We start from the raw sequence: 23757 nt of genomic DNA on the forward strand, positions 1-23757 counted from the left end.
GTCGGTACGGATGCTGCCCGGCATCGCCGCGTGCGGAGCTGCCGCCCTGGTGTCGTGGGGTATCGCGTTGGGTGTGCCTGAGATTCCGCTGCTCACGGCGTGCGTCGCCCTCGGCATTCTCTTTGCCCAGCTGCCGGGAACGCAGAGCCTCATTCGCGGCGTCTTCGCACCGGGGCTCGCGTTCTCGTCGAAGAAGCTCATGCGCGCGGGCGTCGTGCTGCTCGGCCTCAAGCTGAGCCTCGTCGATGTGGCGGGTCTCGGCTGGACGACGCTGCTCACCACGATCGCGATCGTGCTCATCACGTTTGCCGCAACCTACGGTCTCGGCAAGCTCTTCCGACTTCCCGGGCACGAGCCGCTGCTCATGGCGACGGGGTTCTCTATCTGCGGAGCGAGCGCGATCGGCGCGATGTCGGGCGTCGTCGGAGCGAAGCGCCGCGAGCAGGCGCATCCTGTCGCCCTTGTGACCTTGTGCGGAACGCTCGCGATCTTCGTGCTGCCCGCCCTGTGGGGCCCGCTCGGTCTCACGAACGAGCAGTTCGGGCACTGGGTGGGCGCCGGGGTGCACGACGTCGGGCAGGTCGTGGCGACAGCGCAGATCGCGGGCAGCTCAGCCCTCGCCATTGCGATCGTCGTCAAGCTCACGCGTGTGCTCATGCTCGCTCCCATCGTCGCTGTCGCTGGCGCCGTCGAGCGGCGACGCAGTGCGGGCGCCGCCGATGCGAAGCGGCCGCCGATCGTTCCGCTGTTCGTCGCGGGGTTCATCGTGGCGATCCTCGTGCGCTCGTTCGTGCCGCTGCCCGAGTCGGTGCTGTCCGGAGCAGACGTGCTGCAGACCGCGCTTCTCGCGATGGCGTTGTTCGGGCTCGGCACCGCCGTCGACCTCAAACGTCTGCTCACGGCGGGCTGGCGCTCACTCGCAGTCGGGCTGATCTCGTGGGTGCTCATTGCGGCGCTCGCGCTCGGCGCCGTGCACCTCGCCTGAGGCACGCGAGCACCAATTTCGGAAATCCTGCTCGCCCGAGTCTCTTCCCGCATGCGCAAAGCCCGGAATGGCGCGGAACTCCTGATTCCGCCTCGACGACTTTTCCGAAATTGTGCACGCTGCCCCGGTTCACCGTCTGTATCGTCGAGCCATGAGCGCGATCCGCCGCATGCACGACGACGAGGTGATTCCGGATGCTGCGCAGGTGGCGACGCTCATCGCCGACCAGCATCCGCAGTGGTCGGCGCTGCCCGTCATGCCCGTCGCCTCGTCTGGCACAGACAACGCCATGTTCCACCTCGGCGACGACCTCGCTGTGCGCATGCCGCGCCGCCCGGGTATGGAGGAGCTTCCGGCGCGCGAGCACCGCTGGCTGCGGGCCCTCGCGCCGCAGCTGCCCGTCGCCATTCCCGAGCCTCTCGCCCTCGGCGCTCCCGGCCACGGATACCCGTACCCGTGGCTCGTGCTCTCGTGGCTCGACGGCGAGAATCCGCGTGTCGGTGCGCTGCAGCATCCGTTCGATCTTGCCCGCGATCTCGGCGCGTTCACTCGGGCGATGCGCGCGATCGACACCGCAGACGGACCGCCGACCGGCGCTTCACTTGCTGAGCGCGACGCTCGAGTGCGACGGGACATTGAGGCATTGCGCGATGAGATCGACGCGGATGCTGTGACGGCGGTGTGGGAGCAGGCGCTGACCCTGCCCGCCGAGACGGCGCCGACGTGGGTGCACAGCGACGTGGCTCCCGGAAATCTGCTGCTGCACGACGGCCGCCTGCACGGTGTCATCGACTTCTCGTGGTGCGGCGTCGGCGACCCGGCCATCGATCTGCAGGTGGCGTGGAACCTGCTGCCCGACGAGGCACGGTCGGCGCTGCGCGAGGCAAGCGGCGTGGATGAGGCGACGTGGCTGCGGGCACGCGCCCGTGCGCTCGCGCAGGCCCTCGTGCAGCTGCCGTACTACAAGACGACGAACATTCCCCTGGCGACGAATGCGCGCCATGTGATCGCCGAAGTGCTGCACGAGGCCGAACTCAGCCCTCGCTGATCGCATCGCGGTCCGAGTGGTCGCCCCGATGAAAGTGACTTCTGTGAGAACGCGACGATTCATGCCCAAGCATTCATCCAGAAGATCCGCGCCGCGAACGGTATCTGAGCCGAAAGCGTCTACCTGAGCACACGATTGCGGCTCGCGAGCACACCGCACACGAACTGAACCGCGACGACGCCGAGCATCACCATGAGCGGCAGCTCCCACGCGCCCGTCGCGTCGTGAATCGCGCCGATCGCGAGCGGACCGGCCGCGGCGAGCAGGTACCCGATCGACTGCGCCATGCCCGAAAGCGAGGCGGCCGCGCGGTGGTCGCGCGTGCGCAGCCCGAAGAGCGCGAGAGCCAGCACGATGAGCCCGCCCTGGGCGAAGCCGATCATGCCGATCCACAGCAGCACGAGCGACGGGGACGTCAGAACCCCGAGAATTCCGAGTGCCGACGAGAGCGAGTAGATCGTGACGACAATGCGCTGGTCGCGCTGCCACTTGTGCAGCATCCCGGCTGCCGTCAGCGTGCCGACGATTCCGCACACCTGAAACGCGCTCTGGTGCCAGCCCGCCGTGAACGCGTCGAATCCGACGGACTGCTCGATCGCGGGCATCCAGGTGATCACGACGTAGAAGATCGTCGACTGCAGTCCCATGAACACGGTGACCTGCCACGCGAGGGCCTGCGACCACGGTGATCTGCCGCGCGGCGGCTCGTCTGCGGCCTGCACGGCGCGCATCTCGAGTGTCGTCGTTCCCGGCCGCCGCATCTGTGGCGCGAAAACGGCGAACGCAATGATCGCGAGGCCCGCCCAGATGCCGTACGCCAGACGCCACCCGCTGTCTGACAGCCCCGCGATCGGAACGGCAAGACCAGCGGATGCTGCGGCGAACGCCGACTGCAGCGCCGAGTACACGCCGGTCAGCCTGCCGATGTCGTGGGGAAAGTCCCGCTTGAGCACCGACGGCAGCAGCACGTTGATCGCCGCGATTGCGGCGCCGAGCGCGAGGGTGCCCGACCACAGAAAGACGTCGCCCGGAACCGATCGCGAGATGATCCCGGCGGCGAGCACCACGAGTGAGGCGCCGATGGTGCGCTCGAGCCCGAACCGCACGGCAATCGCGGGCATGATCGGCGAGAACACCGCGAAGGCGAGCAGCGGAACGCTGATGAGGGCGGATGCTTCGATGGCCGTCAGATCGGCGTCGGCGCGCGCCTGGTCGAGCACTGGTCCGACGGCCGTGATCGACGCTCTGAGGTTGGCGGCGACGAGCAGAATGCCGAGCATGACGAAGCCGGGTCGCAAGCGACGTGCGCCTCCGCCACCGAGCTGCGACGCTCCCCCGCCTGGCGTCGAGGCTCCGCTTCCTGATCCGGAGGAGCCGTGCGACGTCATTGCTCAAGCTTATAGTTTTTCCGCAAACGCGGCGCCGACCTCCACCATGCGGAAGAACCTCGCGAGTTGTTGCGCGTCGTCCGCACACATGTGAGGCATATGCACCGCCCCGCCCCGCGGGAAGGTGCATTCGGCTCAAACAAGCGAGGGACGACGCGACGCGGCAGTGAGCCAGAAGCGACGCGCCAATGCGACGCCGTGTTACACCGGCGCTTCGAGCGACAGCATCCTCGCCAGTAGCCTCGTGCCATGGCAGATCGTGAGTACGGCTTTCGCACGCGGGCGATTCACGCGGGCAACATCCCCGACCCCGAAACCGGCGCCCGGGCGCTGCCCATCTACCAGTCGACGGCCTTCGTCTTCGACGACTCGGCGGATGCTGCAGCACGCTTCGCCCTTCAGAAGTACGGCAACATCTACGCACGCCTCGCCAACCCGACCGTCGCGAGCCTCGAAGAGCGCGTCGCGAGCCTCGAAGGCGGACTCGGCGCTGTCGCGACAGCATCCGGTCTCTCGGCTCAATACATCACGTTCGCGAGCCTTGTCGGAGCCGGCGACCACATTGTCGCGTCGTCGAGCCTCTACGGCGGGTCGATCACGCAGCTCGACGTGACGCTGCGCCGCTTCGGCGTCGAGACGACGTTCGTGCACTCGACGGATCCGGAAGACTACGCAAGCGCCATCACCGAGCGCACGAAGGCGATCTTCGCCGAGACCATCGCCAACCCCTCGGGCGAGATCGCCGACATCGCGGGGCTCGCCGACGTCGCCCACGCGCACGACATTCCGCTCATCATCGACTCGACCATCGCGACGCCGTACCTCAACCGGCCCATCGAGTGGGGCGCCGACATCGTCACGCACTCAGCCACCAAGTTTCTCGGCGGCCACGGCACGACAATGGGCGGTCTCGTCGTCGAGTCCGGCCGGTTCACGTACTCGCGCGAGAAGTTCCCGCTGTTCCACGAGCCCGTGCACACGTACGGCGACCTGCAGTGGGCCGGCAACTTCGGCGAGTACGCGTTTCTCACGCGGCTGCGGGCCGAGCAGCTGCGTGACATCGGACCCGCGCTCTCGGCAACGAGCGCGCAGCAGCTCGCGCAGGGCATTGAGACGCTGCCGTTCCGCATGAGCGCCCACGTGCAGAACGCCCGTGCCGTCGCCGAGTGGCTCGAGCACGACGATCGCGTGGAGGCCGTGTACTGGGCAGGACTCGAGAGCCACCCGCACCACGATCGCGCGCAGAAGTATCTGCCACTCGGACCGAGCTCGGTGTTCAGTTTCGTCGTCGCGGGCGGCCGCGCAGTCGGGCAGAAGCTCATCGAATCGGTCAACCTCGCCAGCCACGTCGCCAATATCGGCGATACCAAGACGCTCATCATTCATCCCGGCTCGACGACTCACGCGCAGCTCACCGAAGAACAGCTGACGGATGCTGGCGTGCAGCCAGGCCTCATCAGACTGAGCGTCGGCATCGAAGACGCCGACGACATCATCTACGACCTCGATCAGGCGCTCAGCCGGGCAGTGGAGGCATGACCATGACAGAGGACACCGCACGTGACACCGACGTCGTCACCCTGCAGAACGGACTCAGCTGCGAGATGCCCGCGGACTCGCCGCTCGCCAAGCTGCTGAAGTCGCAGCGTACGTGGATCGGTCCCGATGCGAAACAGCGCCTCGCGATCCTCAAGGCGGCGAAGTCCGTCGCGATCGTCGGCGCCTCGGCGAACCCGGCGCGGGCAAGCTACTTCGTCGGCACGTACCTGCAGCAGTCGAGTGACTACACGCTGTACTTCGTGAACCCACGCGCAGACGAGATTCTCGGCGAGAAGGCGTACCCCGACCTCGCGTCTCTTCCCGAGACCCCGGACATCGCCGTGGTGTTTCGCAAGGCGAGCGACATTCCGCAGGTCGTCGATGACGTTGTCGCAGCGGGCATCGAGACGATCTGGGTGCAGCTGGGCATCTGGAACGAAGAGGCCGCGTACGACGGCGAGAAGAAGGGGCTCACGGTCGTCATGGACCGCTGCATCAAGGTCGAGCACGCACGATTCCACGGCAAGCTCAACCTCTTCGGGTTCGACACAGGAGTGATCTCGTCGAAGAAGGGCCTCCGCTAGCGCGGCGCATCACTCTCGGGGCACCGCGCGATCACGTGGAACACGTGCCAGTGCTTCGGCCCGTCGAACGAGCGGCCCTCGCGCTCGTCTTCGTCGAGCAGAAGCGTCTCGAGTCCCCATAGCATCCGCTCTACGTCATTGTGCGTGTGAAAGGTCATTCCAGGTGTTCCCGCCCACTTATCACGCACGCCGAAGAACTCGACGGCGAGCAGTCCTCCCGGTCGAAGACACGTGCGGATCGCTCCCCACAGCGCATCGAAGTGCGAGGGCGGGCAGAACGGAAGCGAAAAGCCGGCGAAGACCAGATCGGATGCTGGCAGCTCGCTGATGTGCGCAAAGTCGCGGCGCTCGGGCGTGACACCCTCGACGCCGTCGAGCCGGGCGCGCAGTCCAGAGTCGCCATCGATCGCCGTGACGCGCCATCCGCGTGACGCGAGCTCTCGCGATTCGAGCCCGTCGCCCGCGCCGAGATCGACCGCCTCGCCCGGCTGCCGCTCGCCCCAGTGCTCGAGCGCCGCAAGCAGGTTCTTGCGCGGTTCCCTGCCGGCCATTGCGGCGTAGTAGGCATCCCAGTCGAACGTCGGCGTCATAGCACCATGCTCGCACGAGGTGGCGACACTACACTTGCCTCGTGGGCGAGGGCGAGAACGGTGCGGCACAATCGGTGCGCGTCCGCGTGCTCGGCCCCGTTCTTGTCGACGGTGCCCCCGTCGCGGGGCTGCTGCCACGCCGCCTCATTGCGGCACTCGCGCTCGCGTCCCCGCTCGTCGCCAGCAGCCAGAGGCTGATCGACGACGTCTGGGGCGACGACCCTCCCGACCGGCCGCGCGCCGCGCTGCAGACGCTCGTGTCGCGTGTTCGGCGACTGCTCGGCGCCGACGCCATCGCATCCGGGCCGGCCGGCTACCGACTGACCATCGGCACAGACCTCGATGTCGCCCGGAACGCAACGCAGCCCAGCGACCTCGAGCACGCGCTGGCCCTGTGGCACGGCGACCCGGGCGACGATCTCGGCGATGCGCCGGTCGCCGACCGCTTGACTGTGCAGGCCGACGCGCTGCGCGGCAGCATCCTTCGTGCCCGTGCACGCTCGCTTCTCGACGACGCACGTGTCGACGAGGCGACGGCCGCGCTCACGCCGCTCGTCGACGCGTCGCCGCTTGATGAAGAATCGGCTGTGCTGCTCATGCGCGCGCACACGGCGGCCGGCCGTCGCGTCGATGCCCTCGCGGTCTTCGCCCGCCTGCGCGGCGCTCTGTCGGAGACACTCGGCACGACGCCGGGCAGCGACGCCGTCGAGCTCAACACTCAGCTGCTGCGCGATGATTCGCCGCAGCGCAGACGCATTGGCGTGCGGTCTCGCCGCACGCCGCTCGTCGGCCGCGACGACGACATCGCCGCCGTCGAAGCCGCGGTTGCGTCACACCGTCTCACGACCATCCTCGGCGTTGGCGGACTCGGCAAGACGAGCCTCGCCGCCGAAGTCGCCGGCCGATCGACAGCACCCGTGACCGTGCTCGTCGAGCTCGCCCCGGCGACGAATCCCGACGACGTCATGCTCACGATCGCGACGACGCTCGGCATCCGCACCGTGAGTTCGACCACCCGCCTCTCCGATCCCCTCGTGCGCACCGACCTGCGCTCGCGTGTGATCACGATGCTGGCCGAACGCGACACGCTCCTCGTTCTCGACAACTGCGAGCACCTCGTCGCCACGATCGCCGGGATCACCGACGATCTGCTCGCGGCCGTCGCATCGCTGCGCATCGTGGCGACGAGCCGGTCACCGCTCGCGATCGAGGGCGAGCAGGTCTTTGTGCTTCGGCCGCTCGCGATAACGGATGCTGCGGGCGCGGGCCCTGCCGTCACGCTGTTTCTGGAGCGAGCGCGTGCCGTGCGCCCAAACGCCGAGCTCGACCGTGCCACCGTCGCGCGCATCTGCGAGAGCCTCGACGGGCTTCCGCTCGCGATCGAACTCGCCGCCGCGCGCGTGCGCTCCATGTCGCTCGACGACATCGAGCGGCGCCTGCGCGATCGATTCGCCCTGCTCACCGCCGTGGACCGCTCCGCGCCCGAACGGCATCGCACCCTCTTCGCGGTGATCGACTGGAGCTGGAAGCTGCTCGACGCTCACCAGCGGCGCGTCATGCGACGCCTCGCGCTCTTCGCCGACGGTTTCACCGCGGATGCTGCGGCGATCGTTGCCGGCGACGGCTCCGATGTGCTCGACGACCTCGACGCGCTCGTCATGCAGTCGCTCGTGCAGGTGAGCGACGAGAACGGCACGGCCCGCTACCGCCTGCTCGAGACCGTGAGCGAGTTCGCACGGGATCGGCTCGACGACGCGGGCGAACGGGCTCAGATCGAAGAACGCCACTTCGCGTGGGCAACCGATCTCGCGCTCCGCATCTTCGGCAACACGATCGGCCCGCGCCAGGTCGAGACCATGCGCATCGCCCGCGCCGAGCGCGAGAACCTCATTGCGACGCTGCGCCACGCCATCACGGGTCGCCGGAGCGACGACGTCTACGCCCTGTTCGGCGCGCTGAGTGCACTGTGGATGATGCGCGGTGAGCACGAGGAGATCATGGCGTTCGGCGCGGATGTGCTCGCAGCATCCTCCCCTCGCGAGATCCCCGCGCACATTGCCGACGCCGCGGGGTTCGGGCTCGCGCTCATCGCCGTGGTCTCCGGTCTCGCGGGCATGCGCCACGCCACCTATCCGGCGTTGTCGCGCGTGCGGCGTCTCACCCGTGCCGGCTCGATCACCGATGCCCGCACGCTCATCGTCACCGAGCTGTTCTCGTGGCGCATTCCCGACAGCCACGAGGCGATCGACGCTGTGCTGGGCCGGGTCGACGAGCTCACGGCCTCGCGCGACGACATGACGTCTGCGTGTGCGGCGATGCTCGGCGCGAACGTTCTCGAGAACATCGGCGAGTGCGACCGTGCCATCGAGCTTGCGCGAACGGCGTCGGCACGTGCGGCGCGGCTCGAAGACCCGTGGCTCATGGGCTACGCGGCGCTGCTGCTCGCGCAGCTGTATGGCGAGACGGGCCGCATCGAACAGTGTGCGCGCTGGGCCACGGCCGCTCGCAAGCACCTCGCGCTCATCGATTCGAATCAAGACGCCGAGCAGACCGAGTGGGTGCTGACGCTCGCGCGCATTCGTGCGGGCGACGCCGGTCCGCACGAGCTGCTCGCGGTGAGAGACGACAGCGTTTCGCCCGAGACGAGCTCGATGCTGCTCTCGCTGCACGCCGAGATCGCCCTCGCGGCGGGCGACGCCGCCGGGGCGCGAGCGGTCTTCGAGGAGTGCCTCACGATGCTCCGGTCGGTCGGGGCCCGCTCGGCATCGTGGTCGCTGCTCGTTCAGGCCGCCCTCGTCGCGACATTGCAGTCGATCGAGGGAGCAGGCGACGACCTGGAGCGCGAGGTGGCCCGGCTGGCGACGCGCATCAGGGTCATGCGTCGAGTGCGGCGCTGGGGCGTCGATCAGCCCGTCGTCGGTGCGGGAATAGTGGCGCTCGGATCTTTCGCGCTTGGCCGCTCGGCGACCGCGAACGTGGGCCTGCAGCTCGTCGCGCTTGCCGAGGCGATGAGCTACCGCCGAGACTTCTCGGTGCTGAACCTCGAGAGCATTCTGTCTCGTGCCGCAGAAGCATGCGGGGCGGATGCTGTCGCCACAGCCCGCGCCGACGCCGCCGGCCTTCGCCCACTCGACCGCGTCGAACGCGCGACCGAGCTTCTCGACGACCTGGCTCGCGCGCGGCGCCGCGTCACGAGCAGCACGTGATGCGTCACGAGCGGCACGCGATCACGTGCCGCCGCGCAGCTCGACGCTGATCTGCTCGGCGTCGAGAACATCGAGGGCGCCGGCGAGCGTCTCTGACGAGAACGTTCCCTCATCGCGCACCCGCAGCAGGGCGTCGCGCTGCGCCGTGATGATCTGCACGGCGTCGGCCTTGCGCCCCTCTGCCGCAGCGGCGCCTCGCTCTGCCGTCGCGGTGTCGTTGAGCAGGGTGCTCAGCTGCCGGCGCTCGTCGTCGGCGAGACCTGCCGGCTCGGGCCGCGGCTTAACGCGGGCGATGAGCCACGACAGCGTTCCGCCCTGCAGCAGCAGCGAGACGGCGGCCACGAGAAACGCGATGAGAACGAGCGTCGAGCGATGCGGGGTCTCGGCGGGAAAGGTCTGCGCCGCCGCCACGGTCACGGCACCGCGCATGCCCGCCCACACGACGACGGTGCCCTCGCGCCAGCCGATCGGCCGCTCGAGAAAGTAGTCGAAGTCGGCGACGGCGCGCGTAATGCGCGTGCGCAGCCGCTCGATGCGCTGCGCGGCCCGTGCGCCGAGCGGGGGCCGCGGAATCTCGGCAGGGCCATGCTTCTGCCCGCGGCGAAACCCGTCTGCTGCCGCGGCACGAATATCGTCGGGTCGAATCGCGCCAGGCGCTCCCCCGTCTGGCTGCACCCCAGATGCAAGACGGGCGTCTCGCTCGTCGAAGCGCTGCTTGATGATCTTCATGCGCGGCCGCATCACCTCGTGTCGTCGGGCGCGCCGCTGCAGGGACTGCACCAGGAGCGACACGTAGCCGCTGCGCACGGCGATCGTGAGCACGAGGCCGCCGAGCGCGACGAGAACGGCAGGCAGCACGCCGTCGTGATCGGCGATGACGTCTCCCACAATGCCCGTAAGTTCGAGGCCCAGCAGCAGAAACACGGCGCTCTCGAGCAGCAGCTCGATGGTGCGCCAGTTCTGCTGCTCGGCGATACGGTGCCACGGCTTGAGCCGTTTGACTGCGCCGCGCCCGGTGACAAGGCCCGCGACGACGGCCGCCACGAGTCCCGAGGCGCCGAGCATCTCGGCGGGAATCGACGCGATGAACGGGATCGTGAACGAGATGACAGTGCTCACGGTGGCGTCAGAGACGCGCGAGCGTACGACGAGGTTGAGCCAGCCCACGATCGCGCCAATCGCCGTCGCCACGAGAATCGCGTAGGCGAAGTCGCCCAGCACGCCCCAGAACGAGACGGATGCTGCGGCACCGGCGATCGCCGTTCGCAGCATCACGAGCGCTGTCGCGTCGTTCAGAAGGCTCTCTCCCTCGAGCATCGTCACGATGCGCGGCGAGACGCCGAGCCCCTTGACGATCGACGTCGCGACAGCATCAGTCGGACTCACGACCGCGCCGAGAGCGATGCCCCACGCGAGCGAGATGCCGGGAATCACCCACCAGAAGAACAGTCCGAGAACGATGCTGCTCACCACGACAAGGGCGACCGACAGCCCGCTGATCGCCGTGAACTCGCGGCGAAAGTCGAGCGAGGGCATCGACACCGACGCCGAGTAGAGCAGCGGCGGCAGCACGCCGGCGAGAATCCACTCGGGGTCGATCTCGATGGTGGGAACGGCGGGAACGAGCGTCACGCCGATGCCGAGCAGCACAAGAAGCAGCGGTGCGGCGACGCCGAGTCGCGGGGCGAACGTTGTCGCCGCCGCGATGACGAGTAGTGCCAGAACCGCGACGATCAGAATCGTCTCCATCGCATCGCTCCCCCTTTCCCCTCGATACTGCCACTCACGGATATGCACAAATTCGGAAATCTCAGGCGACACGCCGTGGGGAAAGCGCCATCCACGGCGTGTCGCGTCTAATTTTCCGAATGAACGGTAGGGCTCAGGCCTTGCGCATGTACGCCCGCACGGTGAGCGGCGCAAACACCACCACGATCACCGCGGCGCCCACGAGCGAGATCAGCAGATCGCTGCCGACTGTGCCGGTGTTCGCGAGATCGCGCACGGCCGTGACCAGGTGCGAGATGGGGTTCACCCGCACAAAGCCCTGCAGCCACCCGGGGAGCGTGTCGATGGGCACGAATGCGTTCGACAGGAACGTCAGTGGAAACAGAATGATCATCGAGATGCCCTGAACGCTGGATGCTGTGCGCGCGATGACGCCGAAGAACGCGAAGATCCAGCTGATCGCCCACGCGCACACGATCACCGCGAGTCCCGCGAGAACCACGCCGCCGATTCCGCCGTCGGCACGCCACCCCATGATGAAACCCATCACGAACGTGAGCGTCGTCGCGATCGTGTAGCGCACCGTGTCGGCGAGCAGTGCTCCGGCAAGCGGGGCAATGCGAGCGATCGGCAGCGACCGGAAGCGGTCGAACACGCCCTTGTCCATGTCTTCGCGCAGTTGTACGCCCGTGACGACAGACGTGGTGATCACGGTCTGCACGAGGATGCCGGGAATGATCACCGGAAGGTAGCTCTCAACGTCGCCCGAGATGGCGCCGCCGAAAATGTACGTGAACATCAGGGTGAAGATGATCGGCTGAATGGTCACGTCGATGAGCTGCTCGGGGGTGCGCCTGATCTTGAGGAGGCCGCGGCGGGCCATCGACAGCGAGTGCGAGACGGTGTCGGCGAGGCTGATCGTGTTCGACAGCGTCTGCGTGGGCAGAGCCGAGGTGGGGTGAGCGGATGCTGTGGTCATGCGTGTGCTCCTTCGATTTCGTCGTCTGCCGCCTGCGTCGCGTGACCCGTGATCGCGAGGAACACCTCGTCGAGGGTCGGCTTCTGGACGCTCATTTCGGCGAGGTGGATGCCGCGGGAGCGGAGGTCGATCAGCAGGTCGGCGACCCGGTCGGCGTCGTGCATCGGCACAGTGATGGTGCCGCCCGAGAGGGACGGTGCGCCGCGGAACTGCAGCACGTCGCGCATCGCCTGCACGGCAGCATCCGTGTCACTCTGATCGACGAGTCGCACCTGGAGCGCCGATGTGCCGACAGAGGCCTTGAGCTCGTCTGCCGTGCCCTCGGCGACCACGCGGCCGGTGTCGATCACGGCGATGCGGTCGGCGAGCTGGTCGGCCTCGTCAAGGTACTGGGTCGTGAGCAACACGGTGGAGCCCTGCGCGACGAGGCGGCGGATCGTATCCCACATCTGGTTGCGCGTGCGCGGGTCGAGGCCCGTCGTCGGCTCGTCGAGAAAGATGAGCGGGGGCCGCGCGATGAGGCTCGCGGCGAGGTCGAGGCGGCGTCGCATTCCACCCGAGAACTTCTTTAGCGGGCGGGTGGCGGCATCGGTGAGTGAGAACTCCTCGAGCAGATCGCCAGCCGTGCGCTTCGCCTCACGGCCGCTCAGTCCGAGCAGCCTGCCGAAGAGCACGAGGTTCTCTGTCGCGCTGAGCGACTCGTCGACAGAGGCGTACTGCCCCGTGACGCCGATGAGCTGCCGCACGATGCCGGCGTCGTGCTGCACGTCGAATCCGAAGATGCGGGCGCTGCCGGCATCCGGACGCAGCAGCGTCGCGAGCATGCTGATGGTTGTTGTCTTTCCAGCTCCGTTGGGGCCGAGAACTCCGTAGACGGTTCCGGCCTGCACAGCGAGATCGACGCCGTCGACGGCGCGGTTGGTGCCGAAGACCTTGACGAGTCCTGTCGCGTCGACGGCGAGTTCAGTGGATGGCATTCCTGTTCCTTTCATCGCAGAACAAGAATGTGCCCGCGCACTTTCACATCGCTTACACGACGCTTTCACGACCGGCGACATCGTGACAGCGCTGCGTCCGGCTCCTTCAGTAGGTGAACACCCGGATCGCGAGGTTTCCGCCCGGCGCTTTCGCCCTCAGAGGCATTGTTCTACAATGTAGAACATGAGTGATATCGGAATCCGTGCGCTGAAACAAAACGCGTCGGCAGTCGTTGCCGCGGCCGCTAAGGGCGAGACGGTCACCATTACTGATCGCGGGCGCCCTGTCGCGCAGTTGTCTCCGATGCCGCTACGTCGCCTTGACCATCTCACAGCATCGGGCCAGCTCCGCGCTCCGCGCCGGTCCATCGAAGAGCTCAGTGCGCCCAAGCCAGGCGAGCTCACGTCGGCGCTGCGTCGCGGGCGCGACAACGAGCGGTTCTAATGGCGTTCTACCTCGACACGTCGGCGCTCGTGAAGCTCGTTGTCGGCGAAGCCGAGTCGGCGGCTCTTCAGGCGTGGCTTGTCGCTCAAGAGGAAGAACTCGTCACGAGCGATCTCGCTCGCACAGAACTTATGCGCGCCGTCCGACGGGCATCGCCGGAACACGCCGTGCGAGCACAAGAGGTACTGGATTCCCTGTTCGTCCTGACCTTGCCGTCGAGCACCTATGACGCCGCCGCGCGTCTCGACCCTCCGGAACTGCGCAGCCTTGATGCTCTTCACCTCGCCGCGGCGTTCGAGCTGGGCAACGATCTCAGCGGCGTCGTCGTATACGACGATCGGCTGGCCGAAGCCGCGAACGCATACGGGGTCACGACAGTCGCGCCGCGGTGAGCGACCGCGCTACTCGAGACGTGCGGCGTCGGCACAGTGAGCAGCAGAGGATCGAGGCCGATTCCGAGCGCCACGCCCGACGATGGGCAGTCGGGAATCTCAGAGATCTCGGGTTTGAAGAGGATGTGCGTGAGCAGGTACCCAGCAGTGGCATGACAGCTCCTTTGCTGAGTAGACGACAGCATTACGCGACGGTGACGCGTCGGGTTCACAACGCCACAACACCTCTGATCAGGGCGGCGCCACCTCCCATCGCGGCGAGGGTGATCGCCGTGTTGCGGGCGGCACGCGACGATACTCGCGCGCTCAGGGCGCCGCCGATCATGATTCCAACGATGACGATCACCACGATGACGCCGAAGGTCCACGCGGGAGGCAGTTCTGCGATGGTCGCAGCGCCGAGGGAGATTTTCATGACAACCGAGACGATGCCCATCGTCATGAAGGTGGGCTGCATGGTCGCGGCGGACGAGCGCTGTCTCCATCGCGTGAGCTTCGCGTCGATGACCATGACGGGAGCTGCGACGCCCGCGCACGTGTTGAAGAAGCCGCCGATGGCGCCCGTGACGGGGCCGAGTGCACGAGTTCTGATGACGGGAAGGCTCGGAAGCCCGAACGTCGTCGCGAGGGCGACCAGCACGATGGCACCGATCAGGATCTGCAGCCAGCTCGCCGGTGCTGCACGAACGACGAAGGATGCTGCGATGGCGCCGACGATGATCCCGGGGAGAAAGGCGAGATACCGCTTCCACTCGATGTCGCGGCGCAGCGACAGCAGAATCAGGAGTCCCGAGACGACCGTCGTGGCGTTGGTCACGAGTATTCAGGCAACGGGGCCGAGCAGCATGGCGAGAATCGGGGCGACCACGAGCCCGACGCCTGTGCCGGACAGGCGCTGCAGAATCGCCCCGACCAGGATCGCAACCCCGGCGACGGCCGCCGTGGCTACATCCACGCGGCCGCCGCGAGCGCCGAGGTACTCATACCCTCAGGCTACAGCGATCACCCTGCTGTGCAGATCGCCGTGCCGGCAGCTCACACTGCCGTGCAACTCACACAGCCTGCAACTCACACGGCCTGCAATTACACCGTCGTGTAGCCACCGTCGACGAGGTAGTAGCCTCCGGTCATGAACGATGCCTTGTCAGAGAGCAAGAAGGTCACGAGCTGAGCGACCTCGTCTGCGCGGCCGAGGCGACCGAGCATGTGCTTGCTCTCGAGTGCGGTGCGCACATCGTCGCTCAGGCTGCTGCGCACGAGCGGAGTGTCGATGTAGCCGGGCCCGACGGAGTTGATGCGAAGACCCTGCTGTCCGTATTCGGCGGCAGCGTTCTTCGTGATGCCGACCACGCCGTGCTTGGCCGCCGTGTACGCGCCGTTTCCGATGGCGGCCACGGTTCCGTGGATCGACGCCATGTTCACGATCGCGCCGTTCTCTCCGCCTGCTTTGAGAATTTCGGGGATCTGGTACCGCATGCCATAGAGCACGCCGTTGAGGTTGATGTCGATCACGCGATCCCAGTCCTCGAGATCGATCTCGCCTGCCGGTGCCTGCTTGCCGCCGATTCCGGCGTTGTTGACGGCGAAGTTGAGGCCTCCGAACGTGTCGACGGCGAACGTCACGACCTTCTCGGCATCCTCAGCGCTTGCGGTGTCCTGGGCGACGGCAGCGGCGGTTCCGCCCGCTGATTCGATCTCGCTCACGACGCGCTGTGCGCTGTCGAGGTTGATGTCGGTGACAACGACTTTGGCGCCCTCCGATGCCAGCTGCTTGCTGATTGCCTCGCCGAGACCCGATCCTCCGCCGGTGACGAGTGCGACCTTGCTGTCGAATGCCATGCCACTGTCCTTTCGTTCAGCGATTCGTCTGAACAGGCGGCCTGCACCGTTGTGAGGGGATGGTGATGAGGCCGCGACGAGATCGCGAACCCCTCACGCCCCATGGTATCAAGACAATACATGCATATGCATGGACTTTCCTCCCGGCAGAACCCGAAAGGCGCGTAAACCGACGTACCCTTAACAGACGTTCGAGGAGGAGCATGTACGTCTCAGTGTTCGACCTGTTTTCGATCGGCATCGGCCCGTCGAGCTCCCACACCGTCGGCCCCATGCGCGCAAGCCTCGATTTCGTCAGGCGCCTTCGCGAGTCGAACAGCCTCTCTCGCGTGCGCCGCGTCGGCTGCACACTCTACGGCTCGCTCGGAGCGACCGGACTCGGCCACGGCACGCCAGACGCCGTCGTCGCAGGACTTGCCGGCCTCGAGCCGACAACGTGCGACCCGGCACAGGTGACAGGTGCATGGGATGCTGCCGCAGGAGCCCGCGCTCTTGCGCTCGGCGGCGACCACCGCATCGAGTTCGAGCACGACGACGTTGCGCTTGAACCGCGTACGCGGCTGCAGCATCCGAATGCCATGACGCTCGCGGCGTGGTCGGACAGCGCGGTTCCGATCGTGGAGCACACCTACTTCTCGGTCGGAGGCGGGTTCATTCAACGCGAGGGCGATGCCGAGAACGAGGCGACGACCGAGGTTCCCCTGCCCTACCGCAATGCCACCGAGCTGCTCGAGCTCTGCGCTGAGCTCGACCTCGGCATTGCAGATATCGCGCGCCGCAACGAGGAGTCGCTGCGCAGCAGACAGCAGGTGGATGCTGGTCTCGACGAGCTCTGGCGCGTGATGGACGACTGCATCACCGCGGGCCTGACGACCGATGGCACGCTTCCCGGGCCGCTCAAGGTGGCGCGACGAGCGCGGTCTCTGCGAGAGAAGCTCGAGAACACCGAAGCCGAGAACGGCCGCTCGCTTCCGGGTGAATGGCTTCTCGCGTTCGCCCTCGCTGTGAATGAAGAGAACGCCTCGGGCGGCCGAGTCGTGACGGCCCCGACGAACGGGGCGGCGGGCATCATTCCCGCGGTCGGGCGGTACTACCTGACGTTCGTCGACGGCGCGAGCGTCGAGGGAATGCGCACGTATCTGCTGACCGCGACGGCGATCGGCACGCTCTTTAAGGCGAACGCCTCGATCTCGGGTGCGGTCGGCGGCTGCCAGGCCGAGGTCGGCTCGGCGTGCGCAATGGCAGCTGGGGCACTGTGTGCTGTGCTCGGGGGAACGCCGAAGCAGGTGGAGAACGCCGCAGAGATCGCTATGGAGCACCACCTGGGGCTCACGTGCGATCCGGTTGCGGGACTCGTGCAGGTGCCGTGCATTGAGCGCAATGCGATCGCGTCGTCGACGGCGGTCACCGCCGCGCGCCTCTCGCTCAATGGCGACGGAACGCACGTCGTCTCGCTCGACGCCGTGATCGAGACCATGCGTCAGACGGGACTCGACATGTCGACGAAGTACAAAGAGACGAGCGAGGGCGGGCTCGCGGTGAACGTCATCGAGTGCTGAGACGCAACCCCGTGGCGGAGTGACGCCCTCGGTCTTATGGTTGCCGGATCATTTGACGAGAAAGACGGTGATCGATATGGCGGTCAATCCACTGATTCCAGATCGGGCGAGCCCGGTGCAGCCCGCCGGTGAGGGCAAGGGTTTCGAGCTGGCGATCCTCGAGACGGGGGCGACCGCGCTGCAGTCGTCCACTCCCCTGCACGGCTTCGATGTGTACGTTGTGGGTTTTCACCTGGCCAAGAGCGATCCGCACATGCAGATGGAGGCGCACCACTACTGCCGCGTCGTCAACGACGACCTGCTGCAGTGCACGATCTTCGACGGCAACACGCGAGATGCGAATCTCATCGGTGTCGAGTACATCGTCTCGGAAAAGCTGTTCGACACGTTGCCCGAGGAGGAGCGTGGCTTCTGGCATCCGCACAACTTTGAGGTGCTATCGGGGCAGCTCATTGCGCCGGGGCTTCCCGATGCGGCCGAGGCGAGGTTCATGCAGCACCTGATGAACAGCTATGGCAAGACCTGGCACATGTGGCATACCGGAACGCAGGGCACCCCGGGCGACGAGCTTCCGCTCGGAGAGCCCACGCTCATGTGGTCGTTCAATCGCATGGGAGAGTGTGATCCTGCGCTTCATGAGAGCCGGGAAGAGGCGATGAAGCTCGACACGGCGAAGACCCGGGCGAATCGGCAGCAGCTCGTCAACCTTGCGCGCCCGCAGCAGGGCGTTGATGTCCTTGCCGACGCGTTCACGGGCACGGAGTCAATCACGGGTGTCGTTGATGCCGACAGCGAGAAGCCCTGAGAAAAAGGCACTGCGAAAAGAGGCACTACGAAGAGAGACACTGCGAAGCGACGCGCACGGTTCGCCCGGCGCACCCGTCACAGGGTTTCAGGCAAGCGGCACGCGAAGTCTTCGCACACGTAGAGCGTCGGCTTGCCGTCTACGGCGACTCGGTCGGCGAGAACATCGATTCCGGATGCTGCGAGGCGACGCGCAGCCGACTCGCTCACCCGCATCATGACGTCGGCACCCTCCCGCCGCACGCGCTCGGGCAGGGCGGCCGTTGCTCCGTCTGGCACAACGACGATCGTCTGGCGCGCGGGCGATCCGAGCCGCGAGACCTCCTCGAGCAGCGCACCGAAGCCGACCGGATTCGACAGCGCTTGGTCAGCAAACGGAGCAAGCGCAGACTCTGCCCGATCACGCAGTGACCGGTCGCCGGTGAGCAGCCACAGCATCCGACTGGCACGCGCGCAGGCACTCACACCCGACGGATACGCACCCTCGCTCGGGTCCTCCTGCAGCGCGAGCCCCTGAGCCGCGAGCACCTCGTCGGTCACGGGCTCGGCAAAACCGTTCGCCGACGACACGCGTCGCAGCAGATCCCGCGCCCGCTCGACGTACGCGCCGTCGCCCGTCGCGCACCCCACTTCGATCAGACCGCACGCGAGTAGCCCGAAGTCCTCGAGCACCGCGACGGCGACAGACACCTGCTCCGCCGTTGACGCTCGCACGAGCACGTCGCCGCTGTCGTGACGGCGCAGCAGCTCGTCGGCAACCTCGCGCGCGGTTGCGACCCAGTCGGCGCGGTCGAAGACGACGCCGGCGCGCGCCAGGTTCTCGATCGCAAGGCCGTTCCACCCCGTCAGCACCTTGGCATCAAGCGGCGGCGGCTCGAGCCCCTCGCGGTTCTCGGCGAGGTAGTAGCCGCCCTCTGTGCGCACGCCGTCGATGGTGCTCTCGGAGTCCTGGCCGCTCGCGAATCCCCACCCGAGTAACAGCGTGCTCTGCAGAAACGCGGCGATGCCCTCCGCAATCGTCCGCGACTCGTCAATGCCGCTCTGCCACGAGCGGGTGTAAGCGCCCAGAAGCAGAGCATTGTCATACAGCATCCGCTCGTAATGCGGTTCTGACCAGTCGCGTTGCGTCGCATATCGAAAGAAACCGCCGTCGCGATCTCGCAGCGGTGAGTGCGCCATGGCTGCGAGTGTGCGGTTGGCGAGCTCATCGGCGCCGTAGGCCTGAAGAAACCCGATCACGGGGGCGACAGGAAATTTCGGGGCCATGCCGAATCCGCCAAACAGCGCATCTTCTGCATGCTCCAGACGACCGACGGATGCTGTCAGCTGCTCACGCGCCGGCAGCTCCGCCGTCTCGGCTCCACGCGCTCCGGCCGCGCGCACAGCATCGGCCACCGCCTGCGCTGTGCTCTGAGCCGCGTCGCGTCGCTCGGACCACGCGGTGACGACGGCTTCGAGCACCTGGCGGAATGACGGTCGGCCGCCGATCGGCTGCGGGGGAAAGTACGTGCCGGCGTGAAACGCTCCCCCGTCGGGAGCGGCGAAGACGCTGAGCGGCCAGCCGAGCCCCTGGGTGAATGCGCCCGCCTGTGCGAGGTAGCTCGCGTCGACACTCGGGTGCTCTTCACGATCCACCTTGATGCACACGAAGTGCTCGTTGAGGTAGGCGGCGATCGCGTCGTCGCTGAAGGACTCGCGTGCCATCACATGGCACCAGTGGCACGTCGCGTACCCGATGGAGATGAAGACGGGTACGTCGCGTTCGGCTGCCTCGGCGAAAGCGGCGGAGCCCCACGGCTGCCAGGCGACAGGATTGTCGGCATGGGCCCGCAGGTACGGGCTCATGGCGTCGGCGAGCTGGTTGGCCATGACTCCAGCGTACGGCTGGGCACCGGTCACCGCGAGGTCACTCTCACCGTCGAAGGTCTGAATGCACGCTGCGCCAGCAATCGAGCCTGTGCCGCTCGCGAAAGTCCACCTGGCGCGCGCCGCGCTCGTCGAACCCCATCACGAACTGACCTTCATCGAACCGCGGCCATGGAGGGCTGTGCGCGGCTGATGGCTCCCCGTCGTGCGCAAACGACGCCCACAAGCCGATCATCTCGTCGGCGAGCGCATGCTGCTCGGCGGTCAGCATGTCCTCTCCGCCGAGATCGAAGAGGTACGGCATATCAGCGGCGTGCGCAGCTCCCATCGGAAACCCAGGGATCTCGGCTCCGTTGACGTTCGGGGCAGTCCTGTCGGCAAACGCGTACGCGTACACGGGAGCGCGCGAGGCCTGCAGCTCGTGCTCGCGGTGAACGGCATAGGCCCACGACGAGTCCGTGGCGATCGCCGACCACGTCACGAGCGCCGATCCCCGTGACGCGTCGTAGGCGTCCGCCACGGCAGATGCATGGTCGCCGAAGGAGTTCGCCAGAAACTCGGGAAGCCTTTCGTCGGTGATGGGATTCACCTGGTGCGCACCGGCGATGAACGGCCTCATCTCGTCACGGGTGATTCCCGAGAGAATCGGCACATCGTGCACGAGGCCGTTGCGTACGGCGTCGGCAGGATGCCGCGGGAGCAGCGAAGTGCCCCAGGCAAGGTGGTTGGCGAAGTCCCCCGTGTGTTCTACGAGCGTCGCCGAGTCAAGGGAACGCAGCCTCGCGACAGCATCCTCTCCCCCACACCCCAGCTGGTCGGCAAGCCGCGCACCCGATGCCTCCACGTGGGAAAGGTGGAGGTAGGGCGAGTGCTCGGGTGAGCGCGGAAACATGATGCCGCGCGGCCAGTGCAGCATCGGTGAGCCGGACTGCATGATGGCCCTGTCGAAGAGCCCAGCTGCGTCGGGACTTGTGAGCAGCGCACCGATGCTCATGGCTCCGGCGGACTGCCCGAAGACCGCGACGTTGTGAGGGTCTGCTCCGAATGCTGCAGCGTTGCGGCGAACCCAGCGCAGAGCTTCCAGCTGATCGGCCAGTCCGAAGGTTCCCGATCCGGGCAGCCCCGCGTACCCGAAGTAGCCAAAGACTCCGAGCCGGTAATTGATGGTCACGACGGCGACGTTCCCCTGGGCAGCGAGTCGCTGAGCATCGTAGAGGTGCCCGCCGCCCGTGGTGAATCCGCCTCCGTGAAGCCACACCATGACCGGCAGCGGGTCGGCCGGTTCGTGCCGCGGTGTCGTGACGTTGAGAAACAGGCAGTCCTCATCGATCATGGCTGCGGGCAATCCCGGCTGGGGGCAGAGCGGCCCCGGCTTGGTCGCATCGGCAACTCCGCTCCAGGCATCGGCGGGAGCTGGAGCCGCCCAACGTCGATCACCGACGGGCGGTGCGGCGTAGCGAATGCCCGAGAACACTCGCGCGTGCCGAGTGCGCCGTCCCCGGATTCTGCCGGTGTCAAGCGTCACCTCACGGGGTGCTTCTGTCATGTGCCCTCACCTTCCTGTGTCCTCCCGGCTTGCTCGACGCGCCGCCACAGTCCGGCTCGAGCGAAGTAGCGGTGCTGGATCACTTGCAGCACAACGAACGTGACTGCCCACAGCGCGCCGGCGATCACCGGAACAAGATCCACGGGCAGCGCGTATGCCATCACCACTCGAACGATCGCGTCTCCGATCATCCCGACGCCCCACAGCACGGTCGCGCCGCGCCAGATGCGACGAAATCCTGCGTCGTCCTCCCAGATGTCGTCCCAGAGCTGCGGATGTAGTCGGGCGCTCATGCGCGTCGGCTCGATCATTGTGCGAGCGAATGTGAAGGCCACGGGGCGACGGAAGCGCAGGCTCACGAGAAAGCCCAGCCCGATTGCCCCTGTGAACCATCCCTCTTTCGCGAGCAGGAAGCGCGGGCTGCCGGTCACGAACGTCAGCAGCGCACTTCCCGCGAGCACAATGAGCACGAAGATCCCCAGCGCATTGACCTTCCGCTGCCTGATGGAGCGCACGGCGATCGCCAGAACCGTGGGTAGACCGGCGAGGATCAGCGCGAGTACAGCATCCAGCCCAATTGCTCGCAGAATGTAAAATCCGGCGACGGGCACGACCAGATCAGTGATGATCAGGCCGAGCTGACCGCCCATGCCTCTACCACGGGGGCGCCTGGCGTCAGCGTTGTCCTCGCTCATCGCCGCATGCTCGGCCCTGGTCATGCGGGCTGCCCCTGCGGGTTTTGGCGCTGACCGCTGTGCATTGCAAAGAACTGCCGAACCGAGCGCGGAGCCCAGAGCAGAATGAGCATGATCACGTGGATGCTGTCGCCGGGGATCACCGCCCACAAGTACGCGCTTCCTGCGGCAGCGGAGTACAGGCTGAAGAACGTCGCGATCACGAGGTACGCGCTCAAAGCGATGCGCGCCCATTGACGCCCCTGGAGCACCTTGATGACCAGCCAGATCGAAAGCACGACGTCGACGGCGTGAAGCACGACGGCGTAGATGATCGAGGCGTTGATGGCGAATTCCATGAGGCGAGGCTCAAGTGTCGGATTGGTGGCGCGGATGCTGTCGGCGAGAAAGCCGTCTCTGCCGATGATCATCGCGACCGGGAGCGCAATCAGCAGAAAGATTCCGACGCCGACGGCGGGCACGAGCCACTTGAGCGGAGCGGGCACGTCGGACCAGCGCACCCGGGTCGCCGTCTGCTCAACGGCAGTCGGGCCGGACGGTTCAATGCGTGTGTCGTCTGTCATGCGGGCAGGTTAGCAAAAATTTAGCAAGGGTGATATTTTTTTATCTATGGCGCTAAAAATACGCAGGGAACGCTCACGTGGGCATGTTGGACACTTTCGCTCAGCCGAAGCCCGTCGTGCCTACCGAGCTGCCTACGATGAGGCCTTCCGCGACCTGCCAGAAGCGAACGACAAGCATGACGTCGAAACATCGTTCGGGCGCGTGCGCGCGTACGAGTGGCATCCGCGGGACACGGAGCACCGCCACCCCGTGATCCTGCTGCCGGGTCGCGCGTCGGGCACGCCGATGTGGTCCGCGAACATTCGGGCCCTTGGCGAGAAGCGCCGCGTCATCGCCCTCGACATGTTGGGCGACGCCGGTCTCTCGCAGCAGCATCAACCGTTGAATCAGGTCCGAGATCACGCGACGTGGCTCCATGAGGTGCAGTCGCAGCTCGCTCCGCAGGGAGCACACGTGGTCGGGCACTCCTTTGGCGGCTCAACGGCAGCGGCCTACGCACTTCACCATCCGCAGAGCGTGACGAGCCTTGCACTTCTCGAGCCAATGCTTACGCTCGCGTATCCACCCATCAGGATGCTGTTGTGGACGGCCCTCTTCTCGCTGCCCGTTCTCCCGGCACGGTGGCGCTCGGCAGCGCTCGCTCGTGTGGGCGGGAGCGACGACGATGCGGGGGCATTGGGGCGCATGGTCTCGCTTGGCGTCGCAGGATTCCGTGCGGAACTGCCGATGCCTCGCCCGCTCTCGGCATCGCAACTGTCAGAGCTGACCATGCCGGTCTATGCCGCGTTCGCCGAACGAGACTCGCTTGCGGGAAAACCGGGGACAGCGTCGCGTGTGCGTGAAAGACTTCCTGACGGGCATGTGACGACATGGCCCGGAACAACTCACTCACTCCCCTTGCAGGTGCCGGCGGCGCTTGCGGGCGACCTTGACGAGTTCTGGACGCGGGCCGAAGAGCGCGCCCGAACGCATCCCGCTGCACACGCCAGCAGACTGGAACAACGATGATAATTTCGCTGACGA

22 protein-coding genes are annotated in these 23757 nt (G+C 66.7%); 10 read left to right on the top strand and 12 right to left on the bottom strand.

The annotated features are described in order from the left end of the window. Positions 1-10: 10 nt before the first annotated feature. Positions 11-985 (top strand): YeiH family protein, encoded by a 975-nt coding sequence (locus ATJ78_RS13960; protein ID WP_098409405.1) that lies wholly within the window; start codon positions 11-13, stop codon positions 983-985. A 151-nt stretch (positions 986-1136) separates the two neighbouring features. After that, positions 1137-2033 carry an aminoglycoside phosphotransferase family protein gene (locus ATJ78_RS13965; protein WP_211288471.1) on the top strand — a complete coding sequence of 299 codons (897 nt, stop codon included), beginning with the start codon at positions 1137-1139 and terminating at the stop codon, positions 2031-2033. Between the two features lie 119 nt (positions 2034-2152). Here ATJ78_RS13965 and ATJ78_RS13970 read toward each other — a convergent pair whose 3' ends face one another. Continuing rightward, on the bottom strand, positions 2153-3421 hold the full coding sequence (locus ATJ78_RS13970; RefSeq protein ID WP_098408795.1) for a CynX/NimT family MFS transporter: 1269 nt from the start codon (positions 3419-3421) through the stop codon (positions 2153-2155). Between the two features lie 249 nt (positions 3422-3670). Between ATJ78_RS13970 and ATJ78_RS13975 the strand changes: the two genes are divergently transcribed. Both ATJ78_RS13975 and ATJ78_RS13980 read left to right on the top strand, forming a co-directional pair. Further along, a complete protein-coding gene (locus ATJ78_RS13975) occupies positions 3671-4960 on the top strand; it encodes an O-acetylhomoserine aminocarboxypropyltransferase/cysteine synthase family protein (RefSeq protein ID WP_098408796.1) in 1290 nt (429 codons plus the stop codon). Next, on the top strand, positions 4957-5544 hold the full coding sequence (locus tag ATJ78_RS13980) for a CoA-binding protein (protein ID WP_434061502.1): 588 nt from the start codon (positions 4957-4959) through the stop codon (positions 5542-5544). The genes ATJ78_RS13975 and ATJ78_RS13980 overlap by 4 nt, the downstream gene beginning before the upstream one ends. On the opposite strand, the gene ATJ78_RS13985 is transcribed toward ATJ78_RS13980, so the two are convergent. Beyond that, positions 5541-6134: a class I SAM-dependent methyltransferase gene (locus ATJ78_RS13985; protein WP_098408798.1), complete on the bottom strand. Its 594-nt coding sequence runs from the start codon at positions 6132-6134 to the stop codon at positions 5541-5543. The genes ATJ78_RS13980 and ATJ78_RS13985 overlap by 4 nt on opposite strands. A 41-nt stretch (positions 6135-6175) precedes the next feature. Here ATJ78_RS13985 and ATJ78_RS13990 point away from each other — a divergent pair, with 41 nt between their 5' ends. Continuing rightward, positions 6176-9340, top strand: coding sequence for an AfsR/SARP family transcriptional regulator (locus ATJ78_RS13990; protein WP_098408799.1), 3165 nt, complete (start codon positions 6176-6178; stop codon positions 9338-9340). Between the two features lie 21 nt (positions 9341-9361). On the opposite strand, the gene ATJ78_RS13995 is transcribed toward ATJ78_RS13990, so the two are convergent. The 3 genes from ATJ78_RS13995 to ATJ78_RS14005 all read right to left on the bottom strand — a co-directional run bounded on the left by ATJ78_RS13995 (position 9362) and on the right by ATJ78_RS14005 (position 13024). Further along, on the bottom strand, positions 9362-11089 hold the full coding sequence (locus ATJ78_RS13995) for a cation:proton antiporter (RefSeq protein WP_098408800.1): 1728 nt from the start codon (positions 11087-11089) through the stop codon (positions 9362-9364). A 133-nt stretch (positions 11090-11222) separates the two neighbouring features. Continuing rightward, positions 11223-12047 carry an ABC transporter permease gene (locus ATJ78_RS14000; protein ID WP_098408801.1) on the bottom strand — a complete coding sequence of 275 codons (825 nt, stop codon included), beginning with the start codon at positions 12045-12047 and terminating at the stop codon, positions 11223-11225. After that, positions 12044-13024: an ATP-binding cassette domain-containing protein gene (locus ATJ78_RS14005; protein WP_098408802.1), complete on the bottom strand. Its 981-nt coding sequence runs from the start codon at positions 13022-13024 to the stop codon at positions 12044-12046. The genes ATJ78_RS14000 and ATJ78_RS14005 overlap by 4 nt, the downstream gene beginning before the upstream one ends. A 184-nt stretch (positions 13025-13208) precedes the next feature. Between ATJ78_RS14005 and ATJ78_RS14010 the strand changes: the two genes are divergently transcribed. Further along, positions 13209-13469, top strand: coding sequence for a type II toxin-antitoxin system Phd/YefM family antitoxin (locus ATJ78_RS14010; RefSeq protein WP_098408803.1), 261 nt, complete (start codon positions 13209-13211; stop codon positions 13467-13469). Continuing rightward, positions 13469-13861: a type II toxin-antitoxin system VapC family toxin gene (locus ATJ78_RS14015; RefSeq protein WP_098408804.1), complete on the top strand. Its 393-nt coding sequence runs from the start codon at positions 13469-13471 to the stop codon at positions 13859-13861. The genes ATJ78_RS14010 and ATJ78_RS14015 overlap by 1 nt, the downstream gene beginning before the upstream one ends. A gap of 208 nt (positions 13862-14069) precedes the next feature. On the opposite strand, the gene ATJ78_RS14020 is transcribed toward ATJ78_RS14015, so the two are convergent. The 3 genes from ATJ78_RS14020 to ATJ78_RS14025 form a co-directional block, all read right to left on the bottom strand. Then, a complete protein-coding gene (locus tag ATJ78_RS14020; protein WP_245836335.1) occupies positions 14070-14678 on the bottom strand; it encodes a TSUP family transporter in 609 nt (202 codons plus the stop codon). Positions 14679-14684: 6 nt separating this feature from the next. Beyond that, positions 14685-14816 carry a hypothetical protein gene (locus ATJ78_RS16200; RefSeq protein ID WP_281253398.1) on the bottom strand — a complete coding sequence of 44 codons (132 nt, stop codon included), beginning with the start codon at positions 14814-14816 and terminating at the stop codon, positions 14685-14687. A 128-nt stretch (positions 14817-14944) separates the two neighbouring features. Further along, a complete protein-coding gene (locus tag ATJ78_RS14025; protein WP_098408805.1) occupies positions 14945-15700 on the bottom strand; it encodes an SDR family NAD(P)-dependent oxidoreductase in 756 nt (251 codons plus the stop codon). Positions 15701-15903: 203 nt separating this feature from the next. Here ATJ78_RS14025 and ATJ78_RS14030 point away from each other — a divergent pair, with 203 nt between their 5' ends. Then, on the top strand, positions 15904-17259 hold the full coding sequence (locus ATJ78_RS14030; protein ID WP_098408806.1) for an L-serine ammonia-lyase: 1356 nt from the start codon (positions 15904-15906) through the stop codon (positions 17257-17259). A 76-nt stretch (positions 17260-17335) separates the two neighbouring features. Further along, the gene (locus ATJ78_RS14035) at positions 17336-18064 is read left to right on the top strand and encodes an OBAP family protein (protein ID WP_098409407.1); all 729 of its coding nucleotides are present in this window, start codon (positions 17336-17338) and stop codon (positions 18062-18064) included. Between the two features lie 77 nt (positions 18065-18141). Here ATJ78_RS14035 and ATJ78_RS14040 read toward each other — a convergent pair whose 3' ends face one another. Genes ATJ78_RS14040 through ATJ78_RS14055 form a run of 4 tightly spaced genes read right to left on the bottom strand, consistent with a single transcriptional unit; the run spans position 18142 to position 22733 of the window. Beyond that, on the bottom strand, positions 18142-19932 hold the full coding sequence (locus tag ATJ78_RS14040) for a thioredoxin domain-containing protein (RefSeq protein WP_098408807.1): 1791 nt from the start codon (positions 19930-19932) through the stop codon (positions 18142-18144). 43 nt (positions 19933-19975) lie between these two features. Continuing rightward, a complete protein-coding gene (locus tag ATJ78_RS14045) occupies positions 19976-21475 on the bottom strand; it encodes a carboxylesterase/lipase family protein (protein WP_098408808.1) in 1500 nt (499 codons plus the stop codon). Then, positions 21472-22170, bottom strand: coding sequence for a VC0807 family protein (locus tag ATJ78_RS14050; protein ID WP_211288472.1), 699 nt, complete (start codon positions 22168-22170; stop codon positions 21472-21474). The genes ATJ78_RS14045 and ATJ78_RS14050 overlap by 4 nt, the downstream gene beginning before the upstream one ends. 20 nt (positions 22171-22190) lie before the next feature. Next, on the bottom strand, positions 22191-22733 hold the full coding sequence (locus ATJ78_RS14055; RefSeq protein ID WP_098408810.1) for a hypothetical protein: 543 nt from the start codon (positions 22731-22733) through the stop codon (positions 22191-22193). 46 nt (positions 22734-22779) lie between these two features. On the opposite strand from ATJ78_RS14055, the gene ATJ78_RS14060 reads away from it, so the two are divergent. Then, on the top strand, positions 22780-23742 hold the full coding sequence (locus tag ATJ78_RS14060) for an alpha/beta fold hydrolase (protein WP_098408811.1): 963 nt from the start codon (positions 22780-22782) through the stop codon (positions 23740-23742). The last annotated feature ends 15 nt before the right edge of the window (positions 23743-23757 follow it).

This window comes from Paramicrobacterium agarici (assembly GCF_002563955.1).
Lineage (GTDB): Bacteria > Actinomycetota > Actinomycetes > Actinomycetales > Microbacteriaceae > Paramicrobacterium > Paramicrobacterium agarici.